Source organism: Streptomyces sp. NPDC087428 (genome assembly GCF_044744085.1).
Taxonomy (GTDB): domain Bacteria; phylum Actinomycetota; class Actinomycetes; order Streptomycetales; family Streptomycetaceae; genus Streptomyces.
In genome coordinates this window covers 610,532-632,179 of sequence record NZ_JBIUXR010000002.1, presented here as the reverse complement: position 1 = coordinate 632,179, position 21,648 = coordinate 610,532, and the positions used below count along the sequence as shown (strand labels likewise).

The window sequence follows — 21,648 nt, the reverse complement described above, 5'->3', positions numbered from 1 at the left end:
GCGCCACGATGTCCGCCGTCCGCCGTCCCCGCCGGGCGAGCCAGGCGACGAAGTCGTGGGTGCCGCCCGCGGAGTCGGTGCGGATCAGGGTCCGGCGCCCGCGCCGGTACTTCTTCGGCAGCTGGGCCAGGGCCAGTCGGGTGGGGGTGATGTGGTCGGACGCGTTCGAGCCCGCGTTCCCCGCTCTGAGCAGGGCCGCGACCGGTTCCCCCGTGCCGCCCGGCCCGTGGTCGACGAACCCCATCAGCGGGTGATGGCCGAGGTCCGCTTCCAGGTGGGTGCGGCTTCCTCTTTGTCCGAGTGCGCGATCACCAGCACCCCGTCGAGGCCCACGGTCACCGTCCCGCCCGCATCTTCCCACCCGCGGGCCATCGGGGCAGCTGATGGTCGGCGCGTACGAGGCGCGCCCGCCAGGCCCTACGCGCTGTGCGGGGTGATCAGGTACGCGCCGGTGGTGATCTCCTCGTCCGTCCATCCGGTGACGTCGATCAGCTGCCCGTCCAGTGGCCCGCCGGTCAGCTAACGGTAGCTGCGGCCAGGCTGCGGCCCGGTCGCTGGAAGGCCGTGCTCGGTGCCGTACAACCGGGGCGCCTGCGTCATGGAGCCCAGTCTGGTCCGGCACCGTGCACCCGGCAGCCAGTTTGGGGGAAGTGGCCCATGACGGGACTGCTGCCCCACCCCGCCCCGGGCCGCAACTGCTGCGTTCCGGGCTCCGCAGGATCGTTTCGTACCGGTCGTACGCCGGGAGAGTGAGCCCCCAGACCGGCCTCTGCACCCGATGCCGGCAGCCCGCCCACCGGTACGGGCACGGCGGAAACCCCCTGTGCGCGGACTGCCGGGCACTCCTGTCGCAGAAGAACCGGCCGCGCTGACCGGTCAGCCCCCGCCAGGCTCGGCGGGTACGTCGGGGAGGACGGGTTCGTGCGAGCCGGGGGCGGGTTCTCCGGTGACGACGCGGAGCCCGGGGTGTGGAGGGACTGCCAGCCCATAACCGTGATCCAGGCCGGGCGGGGTGTCCATCCGGGCAGGTGCATGGGTCTGATGGTGCCGTAGGCGTGGCGACGCACGCGCGGTGCCGTGCTGTGCCAGAGGTCGTTGGCCTGGCCAGGGGCAGGATCGCTGCCCTCTGACTGCCCCTGCCGTCCTGGACACCCCGATCGCTCGGGCGCTCCACTGGGGGCCGCAGCAGGGGTGTGGCCGACCAGGAGGCAGCGAATTGCGGACGTCCGGGACGCACGCAGAGCAGACCGAAAACCGGAAGACCAGGCGCGGCTCGGTCGCCGCCCGTGCGGAGACGTCCGCAGGCGGCGCCGCCGTGCCGCCGCTGCCACTCACCGCCGACGCGCTCGGGGCGGCTCAGCGCACCGTGGGCAACGCCGCGGTCACCGCCATGATCGCCCGCCGCGCCCGCCCGGCGTCCGCCCAGGAGCAGCCGGACGCCGGGGTGCACGAGGAGCCTCACTCGAAGCATCAGCACGGCGCGGAACAGAGCCGGGAAGCCGCGGCACAGCCACGCGCCGCCGACGCGGTGAACTCCGCGCTGCGGTCCACCGGCAGTCGGCTGCCCGCCTCGCTGCAGCGGGAGATGGAAGCCCGCTTCTCGGGCGAGGACTTCTCCGACGTTGCGATCCACACCGGCGCCGCTGCTCGGCGTTCCGCCGAGGCGGTCGGGGCCGAGGCGTATACCGCCAGCACACGTCACATCGTGTTCCGCAGCATGATCGACAAGAAAACCCTCGCGCACGAACTGGAGCACGTCCGTCAGCAGCGTGCAGGAGCTGTGGCCGGTACCAGCGACGGCAGCGGCCTGAGCATCAGCGACCCTTCCGACCGGTTCGAAAAGTCGGCCGAACGCAAGGCGGAGCAGGTGATGCGGGGCGGAGCGGACACCCATCGCTCAGTCGCGGACCACACCGCCAACGCCGCGCACCGGCCGGTGGAGGCGTCGGCCGAGCTACAGCGCATGCCCAAAAAGAAACCGACGACAGGGGGCAACCCGCCCGTAGCGGCAGCCGCTTCCTCGAAGACCCCGTTCGAGGAAATAATGGAGCACTTCGAGGGATGCAGCGAAGAATTCAAAGCAAAAAAGCAGAACGAGAAGGAGCACATCCTCGGGAGAATCGGAATCGAACCCGAAGGCGAGCTTTTCACACTCGACGACGTAAAAAAAGACGAGTCAATACTGAACGATTTCCTTGCGGAGATCGAAATCGCGAAGCACGCGTCCGGTTTCGCGGGTATGGGCGGCGGCAAGAGTGACTGGGCAGCGAGCGCGGTCACTTCAGCACATGATGCGATGCGGGCTGACTACCCATTCTGGGGTGACAGGACAACGCTCCATCATAAGATCTCCCGTAGCGAGTTGGACGCGGTACTGGCCTCGGCCGAGAGGGACAGGGCGAACGCGAAACCGCTGTTCGAGTTCCTGGACAAGATACGGGAGGTACTCAGCTCGACCGCGGCGGACAAAAAATCCCTGCACAACATGCCAGCCAATCTGGAAATGGGACCGGCAAGTGACACGAGGAAAGGCGACCCGGGATCCGGAACCGACTTCAACTACGCGCTTTCGGGCGCGATGACGCCACGGTCGAGCGAGTTGAATGAAGCACTCAGTCTGGCGAACGAGCCCGCTGTCGACTGGGAGGCCGTTGCGAACAAGCTGAGCGAGGCGCAGCGCCTTCACGAAAAACAGCACGGAGGCGCGATTCTCTCCCCGCCCGCCCTCGAACGGTGGCAGAAAGAGGGCGCCAAATGGAAGAAGGCGTCCGACTGACACAGCAGCTGTAACCCTCCGTCTGCTGATGCCATCACCGCACCCTGTCACGGGGGCTGAGACCGTGTCAGCAGGAGGATCAGCCAGCTCCCTGCCGGATGGGGCGGGGGAAATGCCGGTCTCAGGCAGTGTCCGGCCGCGAGGCGCCGGTGCCATTGTGCTGCTCCTCCCACTCCTGGATGACTGTGCGCAGCGTGGCAGCGAACTGAGGGGCGGTGCCCTTCCTGGTCGGGGTGCCGGTAAGAACGCTGTCACCGATCCTGCTGGCTTATTCGTCACCCAGCAGGATCGTCACCAGCCGCACCGCAAACGGCGGCATCCTTATGACGGGCCCGGCGGTCCGTGTTCCCTCCGTGCTACGGACACGGACGACTACCATGGATACGTCGGTGTGCCGTCCGGTTCCAGGCCATACGGCCGGGGGTGGTGGTGTCGAGGTTCTCGTGCAGTGAGGTGAAGCCGATCCCACGCTCACGCAGTTCGGCGACCCATGTTGATGAGGTCCTGGAGGCTGCGGCCGTAGCGGTCCAGGCTCGGGACGACCCGCCCTTCCTCAGATCGACAGCCGGCCGCTTGCCGAGCATCGACGCCTTTTGGCCGCTGCGGCCCGGCCCGCCCACGGTGATACTGACGAGGCGACATTCAGACCGTCCGGATGGGTAGTTGAGCGAGGGCGAGGCATGGGCACCGACACCGAATACCACCGCCCGCGCGTGACGGCCGTGCTCCGGGGCCTGCGAGCGCCCAGCCTCGCGCCGTGGACGCACCTGCGCGAGCCACCGGCGCCGCCCCGGCCGGGAGCGCTGCGCACCGTGTTCCTCGGCGTTTCCACGATCCTGCTCGACGACGGTGACACCGCGATCCTCACCGACGGGTTCTTCAGCCGCCCCGGCCTCCTGCGCATGCGGTTCGGGCGTCTGCGCCCGGACCGCATGCGCATCGCCGCCGGCCTGCATCGGGCCGGCATCGATCGCCTCGATGCCGTGTTCGTCGTCCACTCGCACTACGACCACGCTCTGGACGCCCCCGAAGTGGCCGCGGCCACGGGCGCCCTGCTCATCGGTTCACCATCCACCCGTAACATCGCCCGAGGGCAGGACTTTCCCGACGATCGCTTCCAACCGGCCGTCACCGGCGAACCGTTCACGATCGGGCGCTTCACGCTCACCGCCCTGCCCGCCCGGCACAGCCCCGGCGACCTTGCCCCCGGCCGGATCGACCGGCCACTGCGGCCGCCGGTCCGCGCCACGGACTACAGGACCGGCGATTGCTACACCCTCCACGTGCGGCACGGCGGACGCGAACTCCTGGTCCACGCCAGCGCGCACAGTCTGCCCGGCGCCCTCGACGGTCACTTCGCCGACACCGTGTACCTGGGGATCGGCGCGCTCGGCAAGCAGGACGAAGCGTTCCGGGAGGAATACTGGCACCGGCTGGTCACAGCCACGGGCGCCCGGCGCGTTGTCCCCATCCACTGGGACGATTTCTTCCGCCCCCTCGACCGCTCTCTGAGACCCTTCCGCGGTTTCCTGGACGACTTCACGGCCACCATGGGATTCCTGACCCGCAAGGCCGAACAGACGGGAGTCGCCCTGACCCTGCCCGTGATGGGCCGACGGGCCGATCCGTGGCCGCTCTGACCGGTATTGCTACGGGCACAGCCTGCCGGGCCGCTGCGGCGGCGCACGCTGCTTGGCAGGTCACGCGGATGACTGCGAGTCCTCACCCACGAGGAGAAGAAAGCGTTCTGGGACTTCGCCCGACCACGACGTGGTCCTGGCCAAGCCAGCCGTGGACGACGGAGTGCCCGGCGCGCGCGGTCGCACCGCCACGGGCGGCTGACGGCGACCGAGTGGACCCACCGGCAGTCCGGCACCGCCCAGCTGCTGCCCCGGCGGCCGGGCCGTACACCGAAGAAGCGTGGGCGCCCTGGTTGGCTGCGGCAGAAGCGTTTCAGCGGGCTGGCACCGTCGAGGCCGAGGCGACCGGTGAAGGCCGGGCGAAGCTGGAGCAGGCGGCATCGAGGAGACCCGCAAGCGCTGGAGCGAGCTGGTGACCGCCGCCGGGGACGGCACGGTCACGCTCATTGCCCGTGACGTACCCGGCCAGGGTCCGCAGTGGACCCCGCTGGTTCCGCTCGCGAGGTCGCCGACCCGGCTGCGGAATGCCCGGTGTGGCCGCTTGAGTGGCCGTGTCGGCGAGGGGCCTTGACCCCTGATGTTGGACACACGGGACACTGGATCCTGCGGATCTGAGAACGGACATCTCGTGGTCATGAAGAACTACCCGCCGGAGTTCAAGGCGGACGCCGTCGCGCTGTACGAGTCGCGGCCCGAAGCGACGATCAGGTCGGGCGCCGCCGATCCGGGGAGCAACCAGGAGACCCTGCGGAACTGGGTGAGGGCGGCCGGAGCGAGTCGTCCGCGGGGACGCAGGACGCAGGAAGCGGCCCGGCCGCCGGGCCCGCTGGAGGCGGAGAACGCGGCCTTGCGGAAGAAGGTCCGTGAGCTGGAGGAGGAACGCGAGATCCTGCGGAAGGCGGCGAAGTATTTCGCCAGGGAGACGCGCCGGTGAACCGCTTCCAGTGTGTCGCCGACCTCCAGCGCCGTTACGGCGTGAAGCGGCTGTGCAGCATCCTCGGCGTCAGCCGCTCGAGCTTCTACCACTGGCGCCGGACAGCCGCGGACCGGGCCGCCCGGGAGGCGGCCGACGCGAGGCCGGCCGCCCGGATACGGGCGGTGCACCAGGAATCGGACGGCACTTACGGAGCCCCGAGGATCACCGCGTGTCGCTCGCGAAGTGGCTGGGTCACTCCGATCCGGCGTTCACACTCCGGACCTACACTCACTTCATGCCGCAGGCCGGCTCTCGTGGGCTGTCCGCGATCGAGGCGTGGTTCGCGGATCTTGGCTGAAAGTCCCTGAGAAGTCCCAGAGGGCGAAGAACGCCAACCGGGTGCCGGTATACGTGCAGGTCAGAGCGTGATTGCTCCTTGAGTGCGACAGAACCCCGGCGTACAGCCCGACTCGTCTGCCGCTACCAGCGGCTTTGCCCTGGAGCGAGGCTCTCCGGCTGCCCCTGCCTCCTGCCGCCGGCGAGGTGTGACCGAGCCGGCCGTCGACGCCGTGACCGATTTGAAGGGCTGTTCCGTGCGGTGATCAGGCCGGCTGTCCGTCTTCGCCCGCCCACCGGGCGCATGAGACGACCACGACGAGAGGCCAGAACGACTGCGCGAACGTGACGACGCGCTCGGCGGCCCCGGCCGAGCCGAACGCCAGGAGTGCGAGCAGGAACCACGCTCCCGCGAGCCACATCACCACGGTGGCTCCGGCGGACGGCATGGGACGCAGGCCCCACGGCATGGTCCTGCCGAGGGGCTCGGACGCCCGCCGGAGCGACGCGGTCGCTCGTTCGGTCGGCAGTCGCACGGCGGGGGCGCCGCGTCGCACGGCCAGGACCGGCCACATCGCCAGCAGCGCGAATCCCACCACGACCACGGCACCGTGCGCGAACGAGCCGCCGCTGGCCGGCGCCGGGAACAGCGCGAGCAGTATCGCCGACACCCCGCCGCCCGCCAGCGCCACCCGTCCGAAGGGCGCGGCCGGGCGCAGCCCGCAGGCGGTGACCATATGGCACACGCCGAGGGCCAGCAGGGCCGATGTCATCACCCAGTAGCCGGCGGCACCGTCGGCGGCGAGGATGCTGATCGTCGTCGAATCCGGGTCGTATCCGGGTCCCTGAAGTTCCGCCGCGACCGACCAGCCCCCGACGAGAAGGATCGGAGCGCATACCGAGGAGAACAGGACCCACCAGGGGACAGAGCGCACCGGGGAACGATAGAACGCCCCCGGTCCGCGACGCGTGGTGTACACGCTGGCGGAAGCGGTGATCAGCCGTGTGGCCCCGTTTCCGCCGGCCGGGGCGGAAGCCCCGCTGCCCGCAGTCGCTTCACCGCGTCGCCCGGACGCTGTGCGGTCGCGGCGGTTCGGGGCCTGTCTCCTCCCTGTCTGCTCAGGTCCCCTCGCCGAGCCCCAACTCGCTGAGCGCTCACGCACCGTGCGTGCGGGACGGTGACCGGCTACGGTTCGGAACCGTCAGCAGCCATGACGCAGGGGGAGGGAAGGAACGTGCGCGAACTCGGTCCGTCGGAGGGAAGACTGCTGCGCGCGTGGTCGCAGGGCGTGGCGGGCGACCGGCGCGCGGCATCGGTGCCCGAGGTGCTGGAGCGGTGCCTCGCCGTGCAGGCGCAGGACGCGCGGGCGGCGGCGCTCGGCATCAGGGCGCGCGGCACCGGGCTGACCGAGGCGGACGTGCACCGGGCGCTCGGCGCCGCGCGCACCGTGGTGCGGGGCTGGTTCATGCGGGGCACGCTGTACCTGGTCCCGGCCCGTGACGCGGTCTGGCTCCGCGAACTCCTCGCTCCGCGACTGCTGAGCCGCAGCGAGCGCCGGTACCGCGAGCTGGAGCTCGGGCCGGCCGAACTGACCCTCGGGGAAAGAGTGATCACCGAGGCCCTCGCGGACGGCCCCCTGACCCGGGACGAGCTCGCGGCACGGATGAACGAAGCGGGCCTCCGGGCCACCGGGCAGGTCCCGTTCCACCTCGTCCGCCGGTCCGCTCTGCTCGGGACCGCCTGCTTCGGCCCGGTCCGGGAGGACGGCTCCGCCACCTACGTGCTCGCGAAGGACTGGCTGCCCGACTCGGCCGGCCCCTCGGGGGCGGACGCGGTCGCGGAGCTGCTGAGCAGATACCTCGCGGCGCACGGTCCGGCGACGGTGGCCGACTTCGCCACCTGGTCGGGGCTCGGGCTGCCCGCCGTCCGCCCGGTGTGGAAGAAGCTGCTCGCGGCCGGTGCGACCGAACCGTGCCGCGTCGACGGCCAGGACGACTACGCGCTGTCGGCCGGTGCGCCGGCCGGTCTGGAGCCGACCGGCGATGTCCGGTTGCTGCCGGCCTACGACAACTACCTGGTGGGATTCACCGACCGCCGACTGTCCGTCGAGCCCGAGCACGCCCGTACGGTCTGGCCGGGAGGCGGCCAGATCAGCCCCACCGCGGTGGTGGACGGACTGGTCCGCGGAGTGTGGCGCCGCGACCGGACCCGCGGCGTCGCCCTGGACCTGTTCGACGCCGCCCCGGACGACGCCGGCGCGAGGGCCTCGCACTCGGACTCGGGGGTCACGGACGCGAAGGCCCTGAACGCGAAGGCCCTGAACGCGGAGGCCCTGAACACGAAGGCCTTCGACGCCGAGGTCCGCGACATCTCACGCTTCCTCGCTGCATAACCTCGGGCTAACCACCCCCTTCTACGGTCTCGGGAGATGTGCCGAGTCCAAGGAGAACAGGTGGCGACTATCCCTGCCCCGGGGTCACCCGCGCGGTCACCGCAACGGGCTCGGCTGCTCAAGGCTCTCGCGGAGCGCCGGTCGGGACGGCCCGGCATTCCGCGGCGTGACCCGGCCGGGCCGCTCGTCCCCGCCTCGTACGCGCAGGCCGGGCTTTGGATGGTCGCCGAGCTGGAGCAGGGCGCCTCGGCGTACACCGTGCCACTGCCCGTCTCGCTCCACGGCCCCCTCGACACCGACGCACTGGGCGCCGCGCTGAGCAGAGTGGTCGCGCGGCACGAGGCGCTGCGCACCACGTTCACCGAGCGCGACGGCACGCTGTACCAGGTCATCGGGGCGGCCACGCGGGTGCCGCTGCCGGTTCGCGACCTGACCGGTGCGGCTGCCGACGAGGTGTCCCGGCGGCTCGCCGCGGCGCAGGCGGCCCGGTTCGACCTGGGAACCGGCCCCCTCCTGCGCGCGGAACTGCTCCGGCTCGGAGCGCGGGAGCACCTGCTCCTGCTCGCCGTCCACCACATCGCCTGCGACGGCTGGTCGGTGCCGCTCCTGCACGCCGAACTGGCGGACGCCTACAACTCGGCCCTGCGCGGCGCCCCTTCGGGGCTGCCCCCGCTCCCCGTCCAGTACGCGGACTTCGCGAGCTGGCAACGGGACCGGCTCGACGCGGCGGAAGTGGACCGCCTGACCGGCTACTGGCGTACCCGGCTGGACGGCGCGCGGATCACGCTGCCGACCGACCGTCCCGACGATCCGGCGCGGGCGGCCGAGGGCGACCTGTGCCGGTCGGCCATTGCCCCGCCCACCGTGGACCGCCTCGACCGGATCGCCCGGGGCGAGGGCGCGTCCCGGTTCATGACCGTCGCCGCGCTGCTCGGCGTGGTGCTCGCCCGCCACACCGGGCAGCGGGACCTGCTGTTCGGCTCCACCGTGGCCCAGCGCCAGCAGCCCGAATTACGAGACCTCATAGGGCTGTTCACCAACGCGTTCCCGGTCCGTGCCGACCTCTCGGGCAATCCGACGTTCCGCCAGCTGCTCTCCCGTACCCGCCAGGACCTGGTGGCCGACTACGCGGGCAGCGCACTGCCCTTCGGACTGCTCGTCGACGCCCTGCGGACGGAACGGTCAGGCACTCGGACGCCGTTGATCCGGGTGCACGTCCAGTTCGAGGAGGGGGACGGCGAGTCCACCGCGTACCAACGCCTGCCGGCGTACGACGGACTGACCGCGGAGGGGCTCGTCCCGGAGCTGAGGGCCGCCAAGTTCGACCTCAACTTCATGGTGCGCGCCGACGCGGGAGCGTTCGTGCTGGACCTCGTCTACGCGCGGGACCTGTTCGACCCGGCGTCCGCCGCCCGGCTCGCCGCGCTCTACGCGCGGGTGGCCGAGGCGGTGGCGGAACACCCCGACCTGGGGATCGACGACCTGCTGCTGCCCGGCCCGCCGCGCCCCCCGGCACGGGTGAGCACGGCCGTATCGGCTTCCGGGTCCGCCTCTCCCGCTCCCGCTCCTGCTCCCGCTCATGCTGATCCTGCTCCGGGGGCTTCGCTGACGTCGGAGTCCTCGGAGTCCTCGGAGTCCTCGGAGCCGTTGGAGTCCTCGGAGTCGTTGGAGCGGGTCCGCGATGTCTGGCGGGAGGTACTGGGCACGGACGACGTCCATCCGCACAGTGACTTCTTCGACCTGGGCGGCAACTCCTTCGCCGCGCTCAAGGTACGCAGGCTGCTCGGGGGCGGCGTACCGCTCGCCGAGCTGTTCCGGCACCGGACCGCCGGCGCGCTCGCGGCCCACCTCGCCGAGGGGGCACCGCAGCCGAACGGCCAACTGCTCTGGCCGCTCACGAGCGACGGCTCCGGGGCCGACCTCACCGTCATCGCGATCCCCTACGCCGGCGGGGCCGCGACCGCCTACCAGCCGCTCGCGGACGCCCTGCCCCCGCGCTTCCGGCTGTGGGCGGCGAGTCTTCCCGGCCACGAGGGCGACGACCGCGCGTTCCTGGAGTTCGGCACGGCCGTCACACGGCTGGCCGACGAGGTCCAGGAGCGGGTGACCGGCGCCCTCGTGGTCTACGGGCACTGCGCGGGCGCGTCCCTCGCGGTGGCGGTGGCCCGCGAACTGGAGGCGCGGGGAGCCGACCTGCGTGCCGTCCATGTCGGTGCCAGCCTGACCGACCCGGACGCAGAGGCGAACCTGGCCCGCGTCACCGACAGTTCGGGCGAGGAGTTCTACACCTACATCAAGGCCATCGGCGGCTTCGACGGCGCCCTCGACGACGCCGATCGCGAGCAGGTGCTCGCCGCGGTACGGCACGACATGGCCGGCGCGACGCGGTTCCAGGCCGCGGCGCACGGAACGCCGGGACCACGGCTGCGCGCCCCGCTGCACTGCGTGCTCGGAACCGCCGATCCGGTCACCCCGGACCCGGAGCGCGCATACCTCGGCTGGTCGGTGTTCGCCGACGCCGTGCGGCTCGACCTCATCGCGGACGGCGGTCACTACTTCGCCCGCGATCACGCCCCGGAGCTGGCCCGGGTCATCAGCGCGGCGTCCCCCGCCGTCGCGGCGGCCAGGCTGCCCGTCGTCTGCCTCCCGCACACCGGCGCGGGCGCTTCGTTCTTCCGCCCCTGGCAGACCGACGGGGGCTTCGAGATCATCGCACCGGATCTGGCCGGGCACGACAAACGGTTCGGCGAGCCGCCGCACCGCACGGTGGCCGCGGCGGCCGCCGACCTGCTGCCCCGGGTGCTCTCGGCCCTGGACGGCCGGGACGAGGCCGTGCTGTTCGGCCACTGCCTGGGCGGCACCGTCGCGTTCGAGCTGGCGGAACTGCTCCTGCGGCACGGCGTACGGCTCCGGCATCTGATCATCAGCGGTACCCCCGGCCCCACCGTGCCCCGGCTCCGGCGGACCACCGGGCTGCCGGACCGGGAGTTCCTGACCCGGCTGGAGGAGCTGGCCGGATACCGTCACCCGGCCATGGCCGACGAGGAGATGGCCGCGCTGCTGCTCCCGGTGCTCCGCGCCGACCAGGAGATGTACGAGAACTACCGCCGGACCTCGGTCACCCCGCTCGACGTGCCGGTCACCGTGCTGCGCGGAACGGCCGACGGCCTGGTGAGCGCCGCCGACTCGGCCCGCTGGCAGGAGGCGACGACCCTGCCGCTGCGCTCCCTCGAAACAGCCGGCGGCCACATGTACCTGGCGGACGACTCCAGGCCGGTCCTGGAGCTGATCCAATGGCTGGACGACGGCCTGGGGGAACGGATCGACGCGCTGCTCGCCGCGCCGTCGCCGAGCCCCGAGTGGGGGCTCCCGGAGCGCGTCGAACCGGCCCCCCGGAGCACGTACGAGCCGGGGCCGGTCCCGAGCACGTACGAGCCGGGGCCGATCGCAAGCGCACACGAACCGGGTGCGATCCCGCGGCACTGTGTGCTCGCGGCGGCCGCCGTCGTGCTGGGCCGGTACCACGGCCTGCCGGTCACCGTTCTGGCGGTGCGGGAGAGCGCGGCGGCCGAGCACCCGGCCCTGGTCGCCTTCCCGACCGACCCGGCGGGCCCGGCCGCCGGACCGCTCGCCGTCGCGCAGGAGGCGATCGAGGGGACCTGGCCGCGCCGCGGCCCCCTCCTCGCGGGGCTGCTGGGCGAGGGCACCCCGGTCGTCGAGGTCCGGTTCCACGAGGCGGCGCGGACCGAGTTCCCGCTCACCCTGACCGTGGGCAGCGGCCTCTCCGCGACCGTCCGCGGCGACCTGATCGGCCCGGCAGCCGCGGAGCGGTTCGCGAGCGCCGTCGCTCACGTCGCCGGACAACTCGCCGCCGGGGAGAGCCGGCTGGACCGGATCGAGCTGCTGGACGCGGCGGACCGATCACGAGTCCGGCGACTGGGCACCGGACTCGTACCGCCCACCGAGCACCGGAGGATCGACGCCCTCGTCGCCGCCCGCGCCGCCGAGTCGCCGGACGCCACCGCGATCACCGACCGGAACAGCCGCCTGAGCTACGCCGGTCTGGACCGGGCCGCGAACCGGGTCGCCGGGGCGCTGCGGGAACTCGGCGTCGAGCCGGGCGACCGCGTCGGCGTCTGCATGGCCAGGGGCTGGGAGCTGGTCGTGGTGCTCCTCGGGGTGCTGCGCGCCGGAGCGGCGTACCTGCCCATGGAGCCGGACAACCCGCCGGGGCGGCTGGCGCGGATCGTCGAGGCCGCCGACCCCCGTCTCGTGGTGACCGCGTCGGCGGACTTCCCGCCCGGGGCCTGCCGGACCGTGTCGCCCGCCTCGCTCGCCACCCTCGCCGGACGCCGGCCCCCGACACCGCCGGCCCACACCGGTGGCGCCAGCGACGCGGCCTACGTCATCTGCACCTCGGGCTCGACCGGCGCGCCGAAGCCGGTCGCCGTCGCGCACCGCAGCGTCACCGCGCTGATCGCCGGCACCGGGACCGCGTTCGGCTTCGCCGCCTCCGACGTCTGGGCGCTCTTCCACTCGGTCGCGTTCGACATGTCCGTGTGGGAGATCTGGGGCGCGCTGACCACCGGAGGCCGGCTCGTCGTGGTGCCGCAGCCGGTGACCCGCGCCCCGGACGAGCTGCACCGGCTGCTCGCCGACGAGGGGGTGACGGTTCTCAACCAGACGCCCACCGCCTTCGGCATGCTGATCGACGCCGACCGGGACGCCCCGCGCCGGCTGGCGGTCCGGCTGGTCACCTTCGGCGGGGAGCCGCTCGACACCAGGATGCTCCTGCCGTGGTTCCGGCGTTACCCGCTGGAGCGGTGCCGGCCGGTCAACCTCTACGGCATCACCGAGACCACGGTGCACAGCACCTGGATGACGGTGACACCGGGCATCGCCGCGACGGCGTCCCGTTCGGTGGGCGTGCCGCTGCCGGGCGAGTCGGTGTCCGTCCGGGACCGGACCGGCCGGCTCCTGCCGCTGGGCGTGCCGGGGGAGATCCATGTGGGCGGAGTGGGGGTGGCGCTCGGCTACCTCGGCCTGGACGGCCTGACCGCCGAACGGTTCGGCGTGGATCCGGACGGCACCCGGGTGTACCGGAGCGGGGACCACGGCCGGATGCTGCCCGACGGGACCATCGAGCACCTCGGCCGGCTGGACGAGCAGGTCAAGCTCCGCGGCTACCGCATCGAACCCGGGGAGGTACGCGCCGCGCTGCTCGCCGCGGACGGCGTCACCGCCGCGGCGGTGGTGATCGGCGGTACGCCGGGAGCCCCCCGTCTCGACGCCTATGTGACGCCCGCCGGGGTGGACCCGCTGACGACCCGGCAGCGGGTGCGGGCGCTGCTGCCCCCGTACATGGTCCCGGCCACGGTCACCGCGCTCGACGCGTTCCCGCTGACGGTGAACGGCAAGCTCGACCGGGCGCGGCTGCCGCTGCCCGGCTCGGCCCCGGCGCCCGGTGTCCCGGAGAAACCCGGTTTCCCGGAGAAACCCCGTGTCCCGGAGAAGCCCGGTGTCCCGGAGGCGTCGGAGGAGCTGCTGACCGGGATCTGGGAGCAGCTCACCGGGCTGCGGGTCCGCGGCGACGACAACCTCTTCGACGTGGGCGCCGACTCGGTGACCATCAGCAGGTTCGTCGCGGAACTCCGCGCCCGGGGCCTGGCACGGGCGGCCGTCCAGGAGGTCTACCGGCTGGCGACGCTGCGGGAGTTGACGGACCGGCTGAACTCCCGACCGGCGTATCCGGCTGAATTCCCGACCGGCGTAACCGGCTGATAACTGGTCGCTCGTACCGTACCGCGCGTCCCACGAATCATGACCGCGCACGACGAACCGGGAGCACCGATGGCTGGCGACACCGAGGCCGCACCAGCGCCGAACCCCCTTCGCTGGAAGGCGCTGATCGGGCTGGCTCTCGTCCAGTTCATCGTCTTCCTCGACGCGACGAACGTGAACGTCGCGCTGCCGTCGATCCAACGCGACCTGGACCTGAGCCAGTCCGAGCTGACCTGGGTGGTCAACGCCTACCTCATCGCCGCGGGCGGTCTGCTGCTGCTCGGCGGCCGGCTCGGTGACCTCATCGGACGCCGCCGCGTGTTCACCGCCGGCGCGGCGCTGCTGGCCGTGTCCTCGCTCACGGCCGCCCTGTCCACCTCGTCGGCCATGCTCATCGGGAGCCGGTTCGCACAGGGCATCGGCGAGGCGCTCGCGGCTCCCACCGCCCTGTCCATGGTGGCGCTGCTCTTCACCGACGAGCGGGAGCGGACCAAGGCGCTGGGGATCTGGGGCGGGCTGGCCGGCCTCGGCGCCGCCTCCGGCGTCCTGCTGTCCGGCGTCCTCACCGACCTGGCCAGCTGGCACTGGATCTTCTACATCGGGGTCCCGCCGTGCGTGATCTCGCTGGTGATGACCCTCAAGCTGGTGCCGGAGACCAAGGGGACCGCGGAGTCCGGCGGGCGCCGGGCGAGCTGGCTCAGTGCCGTACTGCTGACCGGCGGCATGATCGCCGTGGTGCACGGGCTGCTCAACGGCATCACGCACCCGTGGAGTTCGGGCGCGGTGCTCGTCTCCCTGATCGGCGGCCTCGTCGCCCTCGCCGTGTTCACCGTCGTGCAGCTGCGCAGCGAGAACCCGCTCATCCCGCTGGGGTTCTTCACCAGCCGTACCCGGCTGACCGGGTACGCGGGGCAGGCGTTCATGGCGGTGTCCACCTCGGTGATGTTCTTCCTCGTGGTGCTCTACATGCAGCAGACCGCGAACTACTCGCCGCTGGAGAGCGGTTTGGCCTGGCTGCCGTACACCGTCCTGTTCGCTCCCGGGCTGGTGCTCTCCACCCGGCTGATGCCGGTGCTCGGATCGCGTCTCCTGCTCTCGACGGGGCTGTTCGTCATCGGGGTCGGGATCTTCCTCTTCAGCCTGCTCGGCCCGGACGCCGACTTCGTGACCGGACTGCTGCCGGGGATGGCGCTCGCCGCGTTCGGATCCGGGCTCGCGGCCCCCGCGCTCCAGCTGTCCGCGCTCGACGGGGTCTCCCCGGAGAACGCGGGCCTCGGTTCCGGGGTGCTGACGTCACTGCAGCAGATCAGTCAGTCGGTGGGCCTCTCGGTGATCATGACCATCGGGCTGAGCCACGCGCACGCGCTCCAGGTCTCCGGCACGGGCGCCGCGAAGGCGGCCGAGCAGGGCAGGTCGCTCTCCTTCGTGATCGCCGGTGTGGTGCTCGCGGTGGGCGCGGTCGTCTGCTATCTGATCGCCAACCGCACGATCAGGCCCGCGGGCGCCGACGGCGACGCGGCCGTGCCGCTCACCGCGTAGCGCCACCGCCCGGCACCGGCCGGAGGCGGGGAAACCCGATGGGGAGGAGCTCCATGAGACATGCGCTCCAACGGCTCGCCGGGATGACGGCCGACGAGCGTGCCGCGTTCCTCGGCCGCGAGGCGGCCGCCGGACCGGTGGGCCGGGAAGGGCCGGCAGGTCCGGCAGCCCAGGAGGCGCCCGCCGGACCCGGCCAGGCCCATCAGCTCTTCCTCGACCGGCTCTGGTCCGGCGACGGCGCCCCGTACGTGGTGCCCTTCGCGCTCCGGCTGACCGGACCGCTGTCGGTGCCCGCGCTGCGGCGGGCGCTGGCGGACGTCACCGAGCGGCACCCGGTGCTCTCCTGCCGGTACCGGTTCGAGGACGGCACCGCGATGGCCGTCCCCGGGCCGCCGCCCGAGCTGTCCGTCGTGACGGTGCCGGGCGCGACGGGGGCCGACCGGGTGCGGGCGGCGTTCGCCCGCGCGCAGGAGCGCGCCCGGCTCCGGTTCGACCTGGAGAACGGTCCCGTGGTCCGCAGCGAGCTGATCCCGCTCGGGCCGCGGGACCACCTGATGCTGTGGATCGTGCACCACATCGCCGCCGACGGCTGGTCGGTCGGTGTGCTCATCGAGGAGCTGAGCGCGGCCTACCGGGCCCGGCTGGCCGGTACCGTTCCCGCGCTGCCGCCGCTGACCACGGGGTTCGCGGACTTCGCCGCCTGGCAGTGGGGCCGCCTCGACGAGGCCGCCGACCGCATCGAGGCCCACCGGGCCCGGCTGGCCGGAGCCGGGCCGGCGTCCGTCCCCACGGACCGCGCCCGCCCCGCCGTCCAGACCTTCAACGGCCGGAGCCTGCCCTTCCAGTTGCCCGCCTCCGTCGCCGCGGACCTGCGCGAGCTGGCCAGGGAGCGCGGGGTCACGTTGTTCCCGGTCATGCTGGCGGCCCTGCACGTGCTCGTCGCCCGGTACAGCGGGCTGGACGACGCGGTGACCGGGGTGGTGGTGTCCGGGCGCGTCCGGCCGGGCACAGAGGCGCTGATCGGCCCGTTCGCCAACACGTTGCCGATGCGGATCGACTCCGGCGGCGGGCCCCGGTTCGGCGAGCTCGTCGACCGGGTCCAGGCCGGCCTGGTGACCGGACTGGCCGACCAGGACCTGCCGTTCGGGTCGCTCGTCCACCGGCTCGGTGGCGCGCGGGACACCAGCCGCAATCCGCTCTACCAGGTGCTGTTCAGCATGGGGAGCCTGCCGCTCGGGGACGCGGACGTGGCGGTCACCCCCGAACTGGGCCTGCGCTCGGTGGCGTTCTGCAACAACACCGCGCGGCTGGACCTCGAACTGACCGTGGAGCAGTCGGGCGAGGCCGTCGGCGGACGGCTCGACTACAACTGCGACCTCTACGAGGCCGCGACCGCCGAGCTGCTGCTCGACCGGTACGCCACCCTGCTGGCCGGCATCGCGGCCGAGCCCGGCCTGCCGGTCGGGCGGTACCCGCTGGAGCCCGAGGCCGTACGGCTGGCGGCCCTGCGGGAGGCCGCCGTGCCCGCGCGGCCGGCGCTCGCCGCCACCTTCGGCGAGATGCTCGCCCGTCAGCTCGCGCTGCGGCCCGACGCGCCCGCCGTGCGCTGCGACGGCGCCGTCCTCAGCTTCGCCGAGCTCGACGCGGCGTCGGACGCCGTCGCCGCGGCGGTCCGGGAGCGGGTCTCCGGCACGGAGCCCGTGGTGGCCGTCGGCACCGGCCGGTCGATCGAGCTGCTGCCGGCCGTGCTCGGCGTCTGGAAGGCCGGCGGGGTGTACCTGCCGCTGGAGCTGGAGTACCCGGCGCAGCGGCTTGCGCGCCTGCTGAGCGACAGCGGTGCGCGGCTGCTGCTGACCGCGCAGGCCCCGCTGCCGGACTTCGGGCGCACGGCGCCCCCGACGCTCGACGTCCGCGGGCTCCCGGACGTCACCTTCACCCGCGGCCCCGGACCCGAGGACCCGGACCGGCTGGCGTACATCATGTACACGTCCGGTTCGACGGGGCGTCCGAAGGGCGTCGCGGTCACCCACCGCAGCCTGGGGAACTTCCTCGCCGCCATGGCCGGGCTCGACGTCATGCGCGCCGACGACACGACCCTCGCGCTGGCCAGCCTCCCCTTCGACGGCTCGGTCATCGAGCTGTTCCTGCCGCCGGCCGTCGGTGCGACGGTGACCGTCTGTTCGCGCGCGGACGCACGGGACGCCCACCGGCTGGCGGCCCTCCTGCGGGACGTGACCGTGCAGCACGGCACCCCGTCCACCTGGCGGATGCTCCTCGACGCCGGCGCCGACCTGTCCGCACTGCGCTCCGTGCTCTCCGGGGGAGAGGCGCTGCCTCCCGAACTCGCCCGCGAGCTGCTCGACGCCGTCGGTCCCGTGTGGAACCTGTACGGCCCCGCGGAGACCACGGTCTACTCGCTGGTCCAGCGCTGGGACGGCGACGTCGCGCTGATCGGCCCGCCGATCGCCGGGACGACCGCGCACGTCCTGGACGAGGAGCTGCGACCGGTGCCCTCTGGGGTGCTGGGAGAACTGTTCCTCGGGGGCGCCGGGCTCGCCCGGGGCTACTTCGACGAGCCGGAGCTGACCGCCGAGCGCTTCCTGCGGCATCCGGTGACCGGTGAGCGGCTGTACCGCACCGGCGACCTCTTCCGGCGGCACGCCGACGGATCGTTCACCTGCCACGGGCGCGCCGACCACCAGCTGAAGATCCGCGGACACCGCATCGAGCCGGACGAGGTCGCCGAGGCACTGGAACGCGACGACCGGATACGTGAAGCAGTGGCCCTGGGACGGGAGTTCGGCGACGGCGACCTGCGGCTCGTGGCGTACGTCCGGCTCGCGGACGGCGTACGGACCACCGAGGCGGAACTCAGGGACGCGCTGGGCGCCCGGCTGCCCGCGTACATGCTGCCCGCCCGGATCGTCGCCCTGTCCACCTTCCCGCACACCTCCAGCGGCAAGGTGGACCGGCGCGTGCTGGCGGGGCGGGACCTCACGGACACCGTCCTCGCCGTCGGCGAGGACGCGAATGATCCGCCGGCCACCCCGACACAGGAGTGGCTGGCGGGACTCTGGGCCGAACTGCTGGAGCGCGAACGGGTCGGTGTGCACGAGGACTTCTTCGGCGCCGGCGGCCACTCCCTGCTCGCGGTCAAGATGCTGCACCGGGTCATGACCGGCCGCGGGTCCGCGATCGGCCTCGCCACCTTCCTCGCCGCGCCGACCGTCGAAGCGCTGGCCGCGCTGGTCGACGAGGAGAACGCCACCGACGAACTCGAACGCCAGGTCGACGCCATGAGCGACGACGAGGTGGCGACGCTGCTGGACGAACTCGACAAGCCAGAACCGACCCAGGGGGAACACACCACCATGGCGATCTCTTCCGAAGACGAGGCCTACCAGCGGTTCCTGCTCGTCGCCCACGGGCACACGCTGTTCAACGCCGTCGTCGCGGGCCTGGAGCTGGACGTGTTCGGACACCTGTCCGCGCACCCGGGGGCCACCCTCGGCGAACTCGCCGACCAGGCCGGCGTCGACCCGCACAAGATGCGCGTCCTGCTCGCCTCGCTGTCCGCGATCGACCTCCTGGTCCCCGTGGAAGGCCGGTACCGCAACGCGCCCGTCGCGGAGCGGCTGCTCGCACCGCGCGGCCCGGAGAGCTGGCGCAACATCTTCCTCTCCCGCCACCGCACCGACTACGCGGGCATGGCCCACACGACGCAGGCCCTGCGCTCGGGCACCAACGACGGGCTCAAAGTCCATGCGGGAGAAGGTGGTTCGGTCTACGAACGGCTCGGCGCCGACCCGGAGACCGAGGCCATCCTGCACCGGTCGATCGCCGCGTTCGCCCACCAGGAGATGCACGGCCTGCTGCACACCGCGGACCTGGAGGGCACCGGGCACCTGCTCGACGTCGGCGGGGGCAGCGGTGCCAAGGCGGCCGCCATCGCCGGGCACCACCCGGGCATCAAGGTCACGGTGTTCGACCTGCCGTCGGTGACACGGCTCGCCGCTCGCGAGCTGCCGCCCGAGGTGGACGGCCGGGTGCTCTTCCAGCCCGGCGACATGTTCACCGACCCGTTCCCGGCCGGCATGGACACCATCCTGTTCAGCAGCGTGCTCGACGTCTTCGACGCCCGGCGCGTGGAGACACTGCTCACCAAGGCCCACGACGCGCTCGGCCCCGGCGGCCGGGTACTGATCTACTCGTGCAACACGGCGCCGGACGAGGCGGGCGGCGTCATCGCCACCTCCCTCTCCCTCTTCCTGAACGTGATCGCCACGGGCGAGGGGATGGCCTACCCGGTCGCCGACTACGAACGGATGCTGCGCGCGGCCGGCTTCGACCAGGTCGGTGCCGTCGGGGGACTGCCCATGGAACACACCATGATCACGGCCGTCAGACACTGAACGCCGGTCCTGGACCTCACGGTTCGCGGGTACGGGCGGCCCAGGAGGCGAGCCGGTCGGACAACCGCGCGAGGGCGTCGCGGAGCTCGTCCGGGTAGTGGACGGTGAGGGGGCAGCCGAGCCCCGCCAGATAGCCGGCCATGGTGTCGAACCGCTCGGCGCGCGTGTCCAGCAGAATTCCCTCCGCGGTCTGGACGAGGGTCGCCGCGGCCGGCGGGACACGGCGGGCCACCTGGTCCAGGGTGGTGTGCAGGAGCACCCGGACCCGGTGCCTGCCGGCGACCTCGCCGAGGGCCTCCCCGAGGTGCGCGGCCGGATCGTGGCCGGGCGGCGGCGGGGCGGCCCGCGGATCCGCGGCGGGCTGGACGGAGCGGACCCGGTCGACCCGGAACACCCGGATCGCGGAGCGGCGCGAGTCCAGCCCCGTCACGTACCAGCGGCCCCCGTGCAGGACCAGGCCGTACGGGTCCAGGTCGCGTGCGGACGTCTCGCCCCGCCACGACTGGTAGGTGATGCGGACCCGGCGGCGGTCGCGCGCCGCGGTGGCCAGGTCCAGGGCGGTCCGGGGGTCGGGCGCGGCGGCCTGCGCGGCGGGAGGGGCGCTCGCGAACGTGTCGCGCAGGGCGGTGACCCGGTCCGCGACGGCCTCGGGCAGCACCCGGTTGATCTTGGCGAGGGCGCTCTCCGCGGTGCTGTGGGGCAGCCCGTGCGGAGAGCCGCCCAGCAGCCCCAGGACGACCGCGGCGGCCTCCCCGTCGGTGAGCGCGAGCGGGGGGAGCCGGAAGGCGGGCGGCAGCCAGTAACCGCCGTACCGTCCGCGCTCGGCTGTGACCGGAATGCCCAGATCGACGAGTTGAGCGGCGTAGCGGCGCACGGTCCGCTCACTCACACCGAGCCGCCTGGCCAGATCGCCGCCACTGATACCGGGCCGGTCCTGCAGAAGCTCCAGCATCGCCAGGACGCGCGCCGTAGGCCGCTCCTTCGGCACAGACACTCCGCCCCCTCGCGGCTATCCGGACCGGTTTCGTCCTGATACGAGTCTACCTTTCAGTGCGTCAGGGAGTTGGGCGAAGCGAGGAGAGCGTGGATGTCGACATACGTGCTGGTTCCCGGGTTCTTCTTCGGTCCGTGGGTCTGGGAGGAGGTCGGCAGGCTGCTGGGCGACGCCGGGCACGAGGTGCGGACGGTGTCGCTGACGGGACAGGGCGAGCGGGCCGGTGAGGCGACCTCCGACGTGGGCGTCGGCACCCATGTCGCCGACATCACCGACGCGATCGGCGATCTGGACGAGGTGGTGCTCGTCCTGCACAGCGGCGCGACGATCGCGGGCACCGCGGCCGCCGACCGGCTGCCGGAACGGCTGCGCCGGATCGTCTACGTGGACACCGCCCCGTTCCCGGACGGCATGGCGCAGATCGAGTTCCTCCCGCCCGACGTACAGGCGCACCAGCGGCGGCAGATCGAGGAGGAGGGACAGGGGTGGCTGTTGCCGGCCCGGCCCTTCGACGAGGACGACCGGCGGCGCGACCCGGTCGCACTGGCCGGTCTCTCGGACCGCGACCTGGCGCTGATGCGCCGCCACGCCTCCGCGCAGCCCGCCGCGATGGTCCTGGGACCCGCGCGCAGGCCCGCCGAGATCCCGGGCACCCCCCGCACCCTGATCGCCTCCACCTTCACGGTCGAGCAGGTCGAGGCCATGGTGGGCGTCGGCCTGCCGGCCTTCTCGATGCTGGCGGAGCCGGGCTGGACCATGACCGAACTGCCCACCGGACACTGGCCGATGCTCTCGCGGCCCAAGGAACTGGCGGAGCTGCTGTCCGGGATCTGACGGCTGCCGGCCCCCGACGGACGGCGG

10 protein-coding genes and 1 pseudogene are annotated in these 21,648 nt (G+C 72.6%); 8 read left to right on the top strand and 3 right to left on the bottom strand.

Annotated features, from left to right (window positions below):
• Window positions 1-22: 22 nt before the first annotated feature.
• A pseudogene (locus ACIO3R_RS06495) lies at window positions 23-354 on the bottom strand (transposase); the annotation flags it as partial.
• Between the two features lie 862 nt (window positions 355-1,216).
• Here ACIO3R_RS06495 and ACIO3R_RS06490 point away from each other — a divergent pair.
• The 3 genes from ACIO3R_RS06490 (at window position 1,217) to ACIO3R_RS06480 (ending at window position 5,350) form a co-directional block, all read left to right on the top strand.
• A complete protein-coding gene (locus tag ACIO3R_RS06490) occupies window positions 1,217-2,776 on the top strand; it encodes a DUF4157 domain-containing protein (RefSeq protein WP_402103878.1) in 1,560 nt (519 codons plus the stop codon).
• Window positions 2,777-3,456: 680 nt separating this feature from the next.
• Window positions 3,457-4,416 carry an MBL fold metallo-hydrolase gene (locus ACIO3R_RS06485; protein ID WP_402103875.1) on the top strand — a complete coding sequence of 320 codons (960 nt, stop codon included), beginning with the start codon at window positions 3,457-3,459 and terminating at the stop codon, window positions 4,414-4,416.
• A 634-nt stretch (window positions 4,417-5,050) separates the two neighbouring features.
• Window positions 5,051-5,350, top strand: coding sequence for a transposase (locus ACIO3R_RS06480; protein WP_402103872.1), 300 nt, complete (start codon window positions 5,051-5,053; stop codon window positions 5,348-5,350).
• Window positions 5,351-5,934: 584 nt separating this feature from the next.
• Here the strand turns inward: ACIO3R_RS06480 and ACIO3R_RS06475 are convergent.
• Complete coding sequence (locus tag ACIO3R_RS06475) at window positions 5,935-6,603, bottom strand: DUF998 domain-containing protein (protein ID WP_385025543.1); 669 nt, start codon at window positions 6,601-6,603, stop codon at window positions 5,935-5,937.
• Window positions 6,604-6,879: 276 nt separating this feature from the next.
• Here ACIO3R_RS06475 and ACIO3R_RS06470 point away from each other — a divergent pair, with 276 nt between their 5' ends.
• The 4 genes from ACIO3R_RS06470 (at window position 6,880) to ACIO3R_RS06455 (ending at window position 19,793) form a co-directional block, all read left to right on the top strand.
• Window positions 6,880-8,061 (top strand): winged helix DNA-binding domain-containing protein, encoded by a 1,182-nt coding sequence (locus ACIO3R_RS06470; protein ID WP_402103869.1) that lies wholly within the window; start codon window positions 6,880-6,882, stop codon window positions 8,059-8,061.
• A gap of 60 nt (window positions 8,062-8,121) precedes the next feature.
• On the top strand, window positions 8,122-13,842 hold the full coding sequence (locus ACIO3R_RS06465) for an amino acid adenylation domain-containing protein (RefSeq protein WP_402103866.1): 5,721 nt from the start codon (window positions 8,122-8,124) through the stop codon (window positions 13,840-13,842).
• Between the two features lie 69 nt (window positions 13,843-13,911).
• Window positions 13,912-15,381, top strand: coding sequence for an MFS transporter (locus ACIO3R_RS06460; RefSeq protein WP_385025535.1), 1,470 nt, complete (start codon window positions 13,912-13,914; stop codon window positions 15,379-15,381).
• A gap of 53 nt (window positions 15,382-15,434) precedes the next feature.
• Window positions 15,435-19,793 carry an amino acid adenylation domain-containing protein gene (locus ACIO3R_RS06455; RefSeq protein ID WP_402103863.1) on the top strand — a complete coding sequence of 1,453 codons (4,359 nt, stop codon included), beginning with the start codon at window positions 15,435-15,437 and terminating at the stop codon, window positions 19,791-19,793.
• Between the two features lie 16 nt (window positions 19,794-19,809).
• Here ACIO3R_RS06455 and ACIO3R_RS06450 read toward each other — a convergent pair whose 3' ends face one another.
• Window positions 19,810-20,787, bottom strand: a complete 978-nt coding sequence (locus ACIO3R_RS06450; RefSeq protein ID WP_402103861.1) for a helix-turn-helix transcriptional regulator — start codon at window positions 20,785-20,787, stop codon at window positions 19,810-19,812.
• A gap of 93 nt (window positions 20,788-20,880) precedes the next feature.
• Between ACIO3R_RS06450 and ACIO3R_RS06445 the strand changes: the two genes are divergently transcribed.
• Window positions 20,881-21,621, top strand: a complete 741-nt coding sequence (locus tag ACIO3R_RS06445) for an alpha/beta fold hydrolase (protein ID WP_402103858.1) — start codon at window positions 20,881-20,883, stop codon at window positions 21,619-21,621.
• Window positions 21,622-21,648 lie beyond the last annotated feature (27 nt).

What these genes read in the sequence shown, in the direction of transcription:
- ACIO3R_RS06455 (WP_402103863.1), top strand. Translation starts at nt 15,435, where the DNA reads ATGAGACATGCGCTCCAACGGCTCGCCGGGATGACGGCCGACGAGCGT.
- ACIO3R_RS06445 (WP_402103858.1), top strand. Translation starts at nt 20,881, where the DNA reads ATGTCGACATACGTGCTGGTTCCCGGGTTCTTCTTCGGTCCGTGGGTC.
- ACIO3R_RS06470 (WP_402103869.1), top strand. Translation starts at nt 6,880, where the DNA reads ATGACGCAGGGGGAGGGAAGGAACGTGCGCGAACTCGGTCCGTCGGAG.
- ACIO3R_RS06480 (WP_402103872.1), top strand. Translation starts at nt 5,051, where the DNA reads ATGAAGAACTACCCGCCGGAGTTCAAGGCGGACGCCGTCGCGCTGTAC.
- ACIO3R_RS06485 (WP_402103875.1), top strand. Translation starts at nt 3,457, where the DNA reads ATGGGCACCGACACCGAATACCACCGCCCGCGCGTGACGGCCGTGCTC.
- ACIO3R_RS06460 (WP_385025535.1), top strand. Translation starts at nt 13,912, where the DNA reads ATGGCTGGCGACACCGAGGCCGCACCAGCGCCGAACCCCCTTCGCTGG.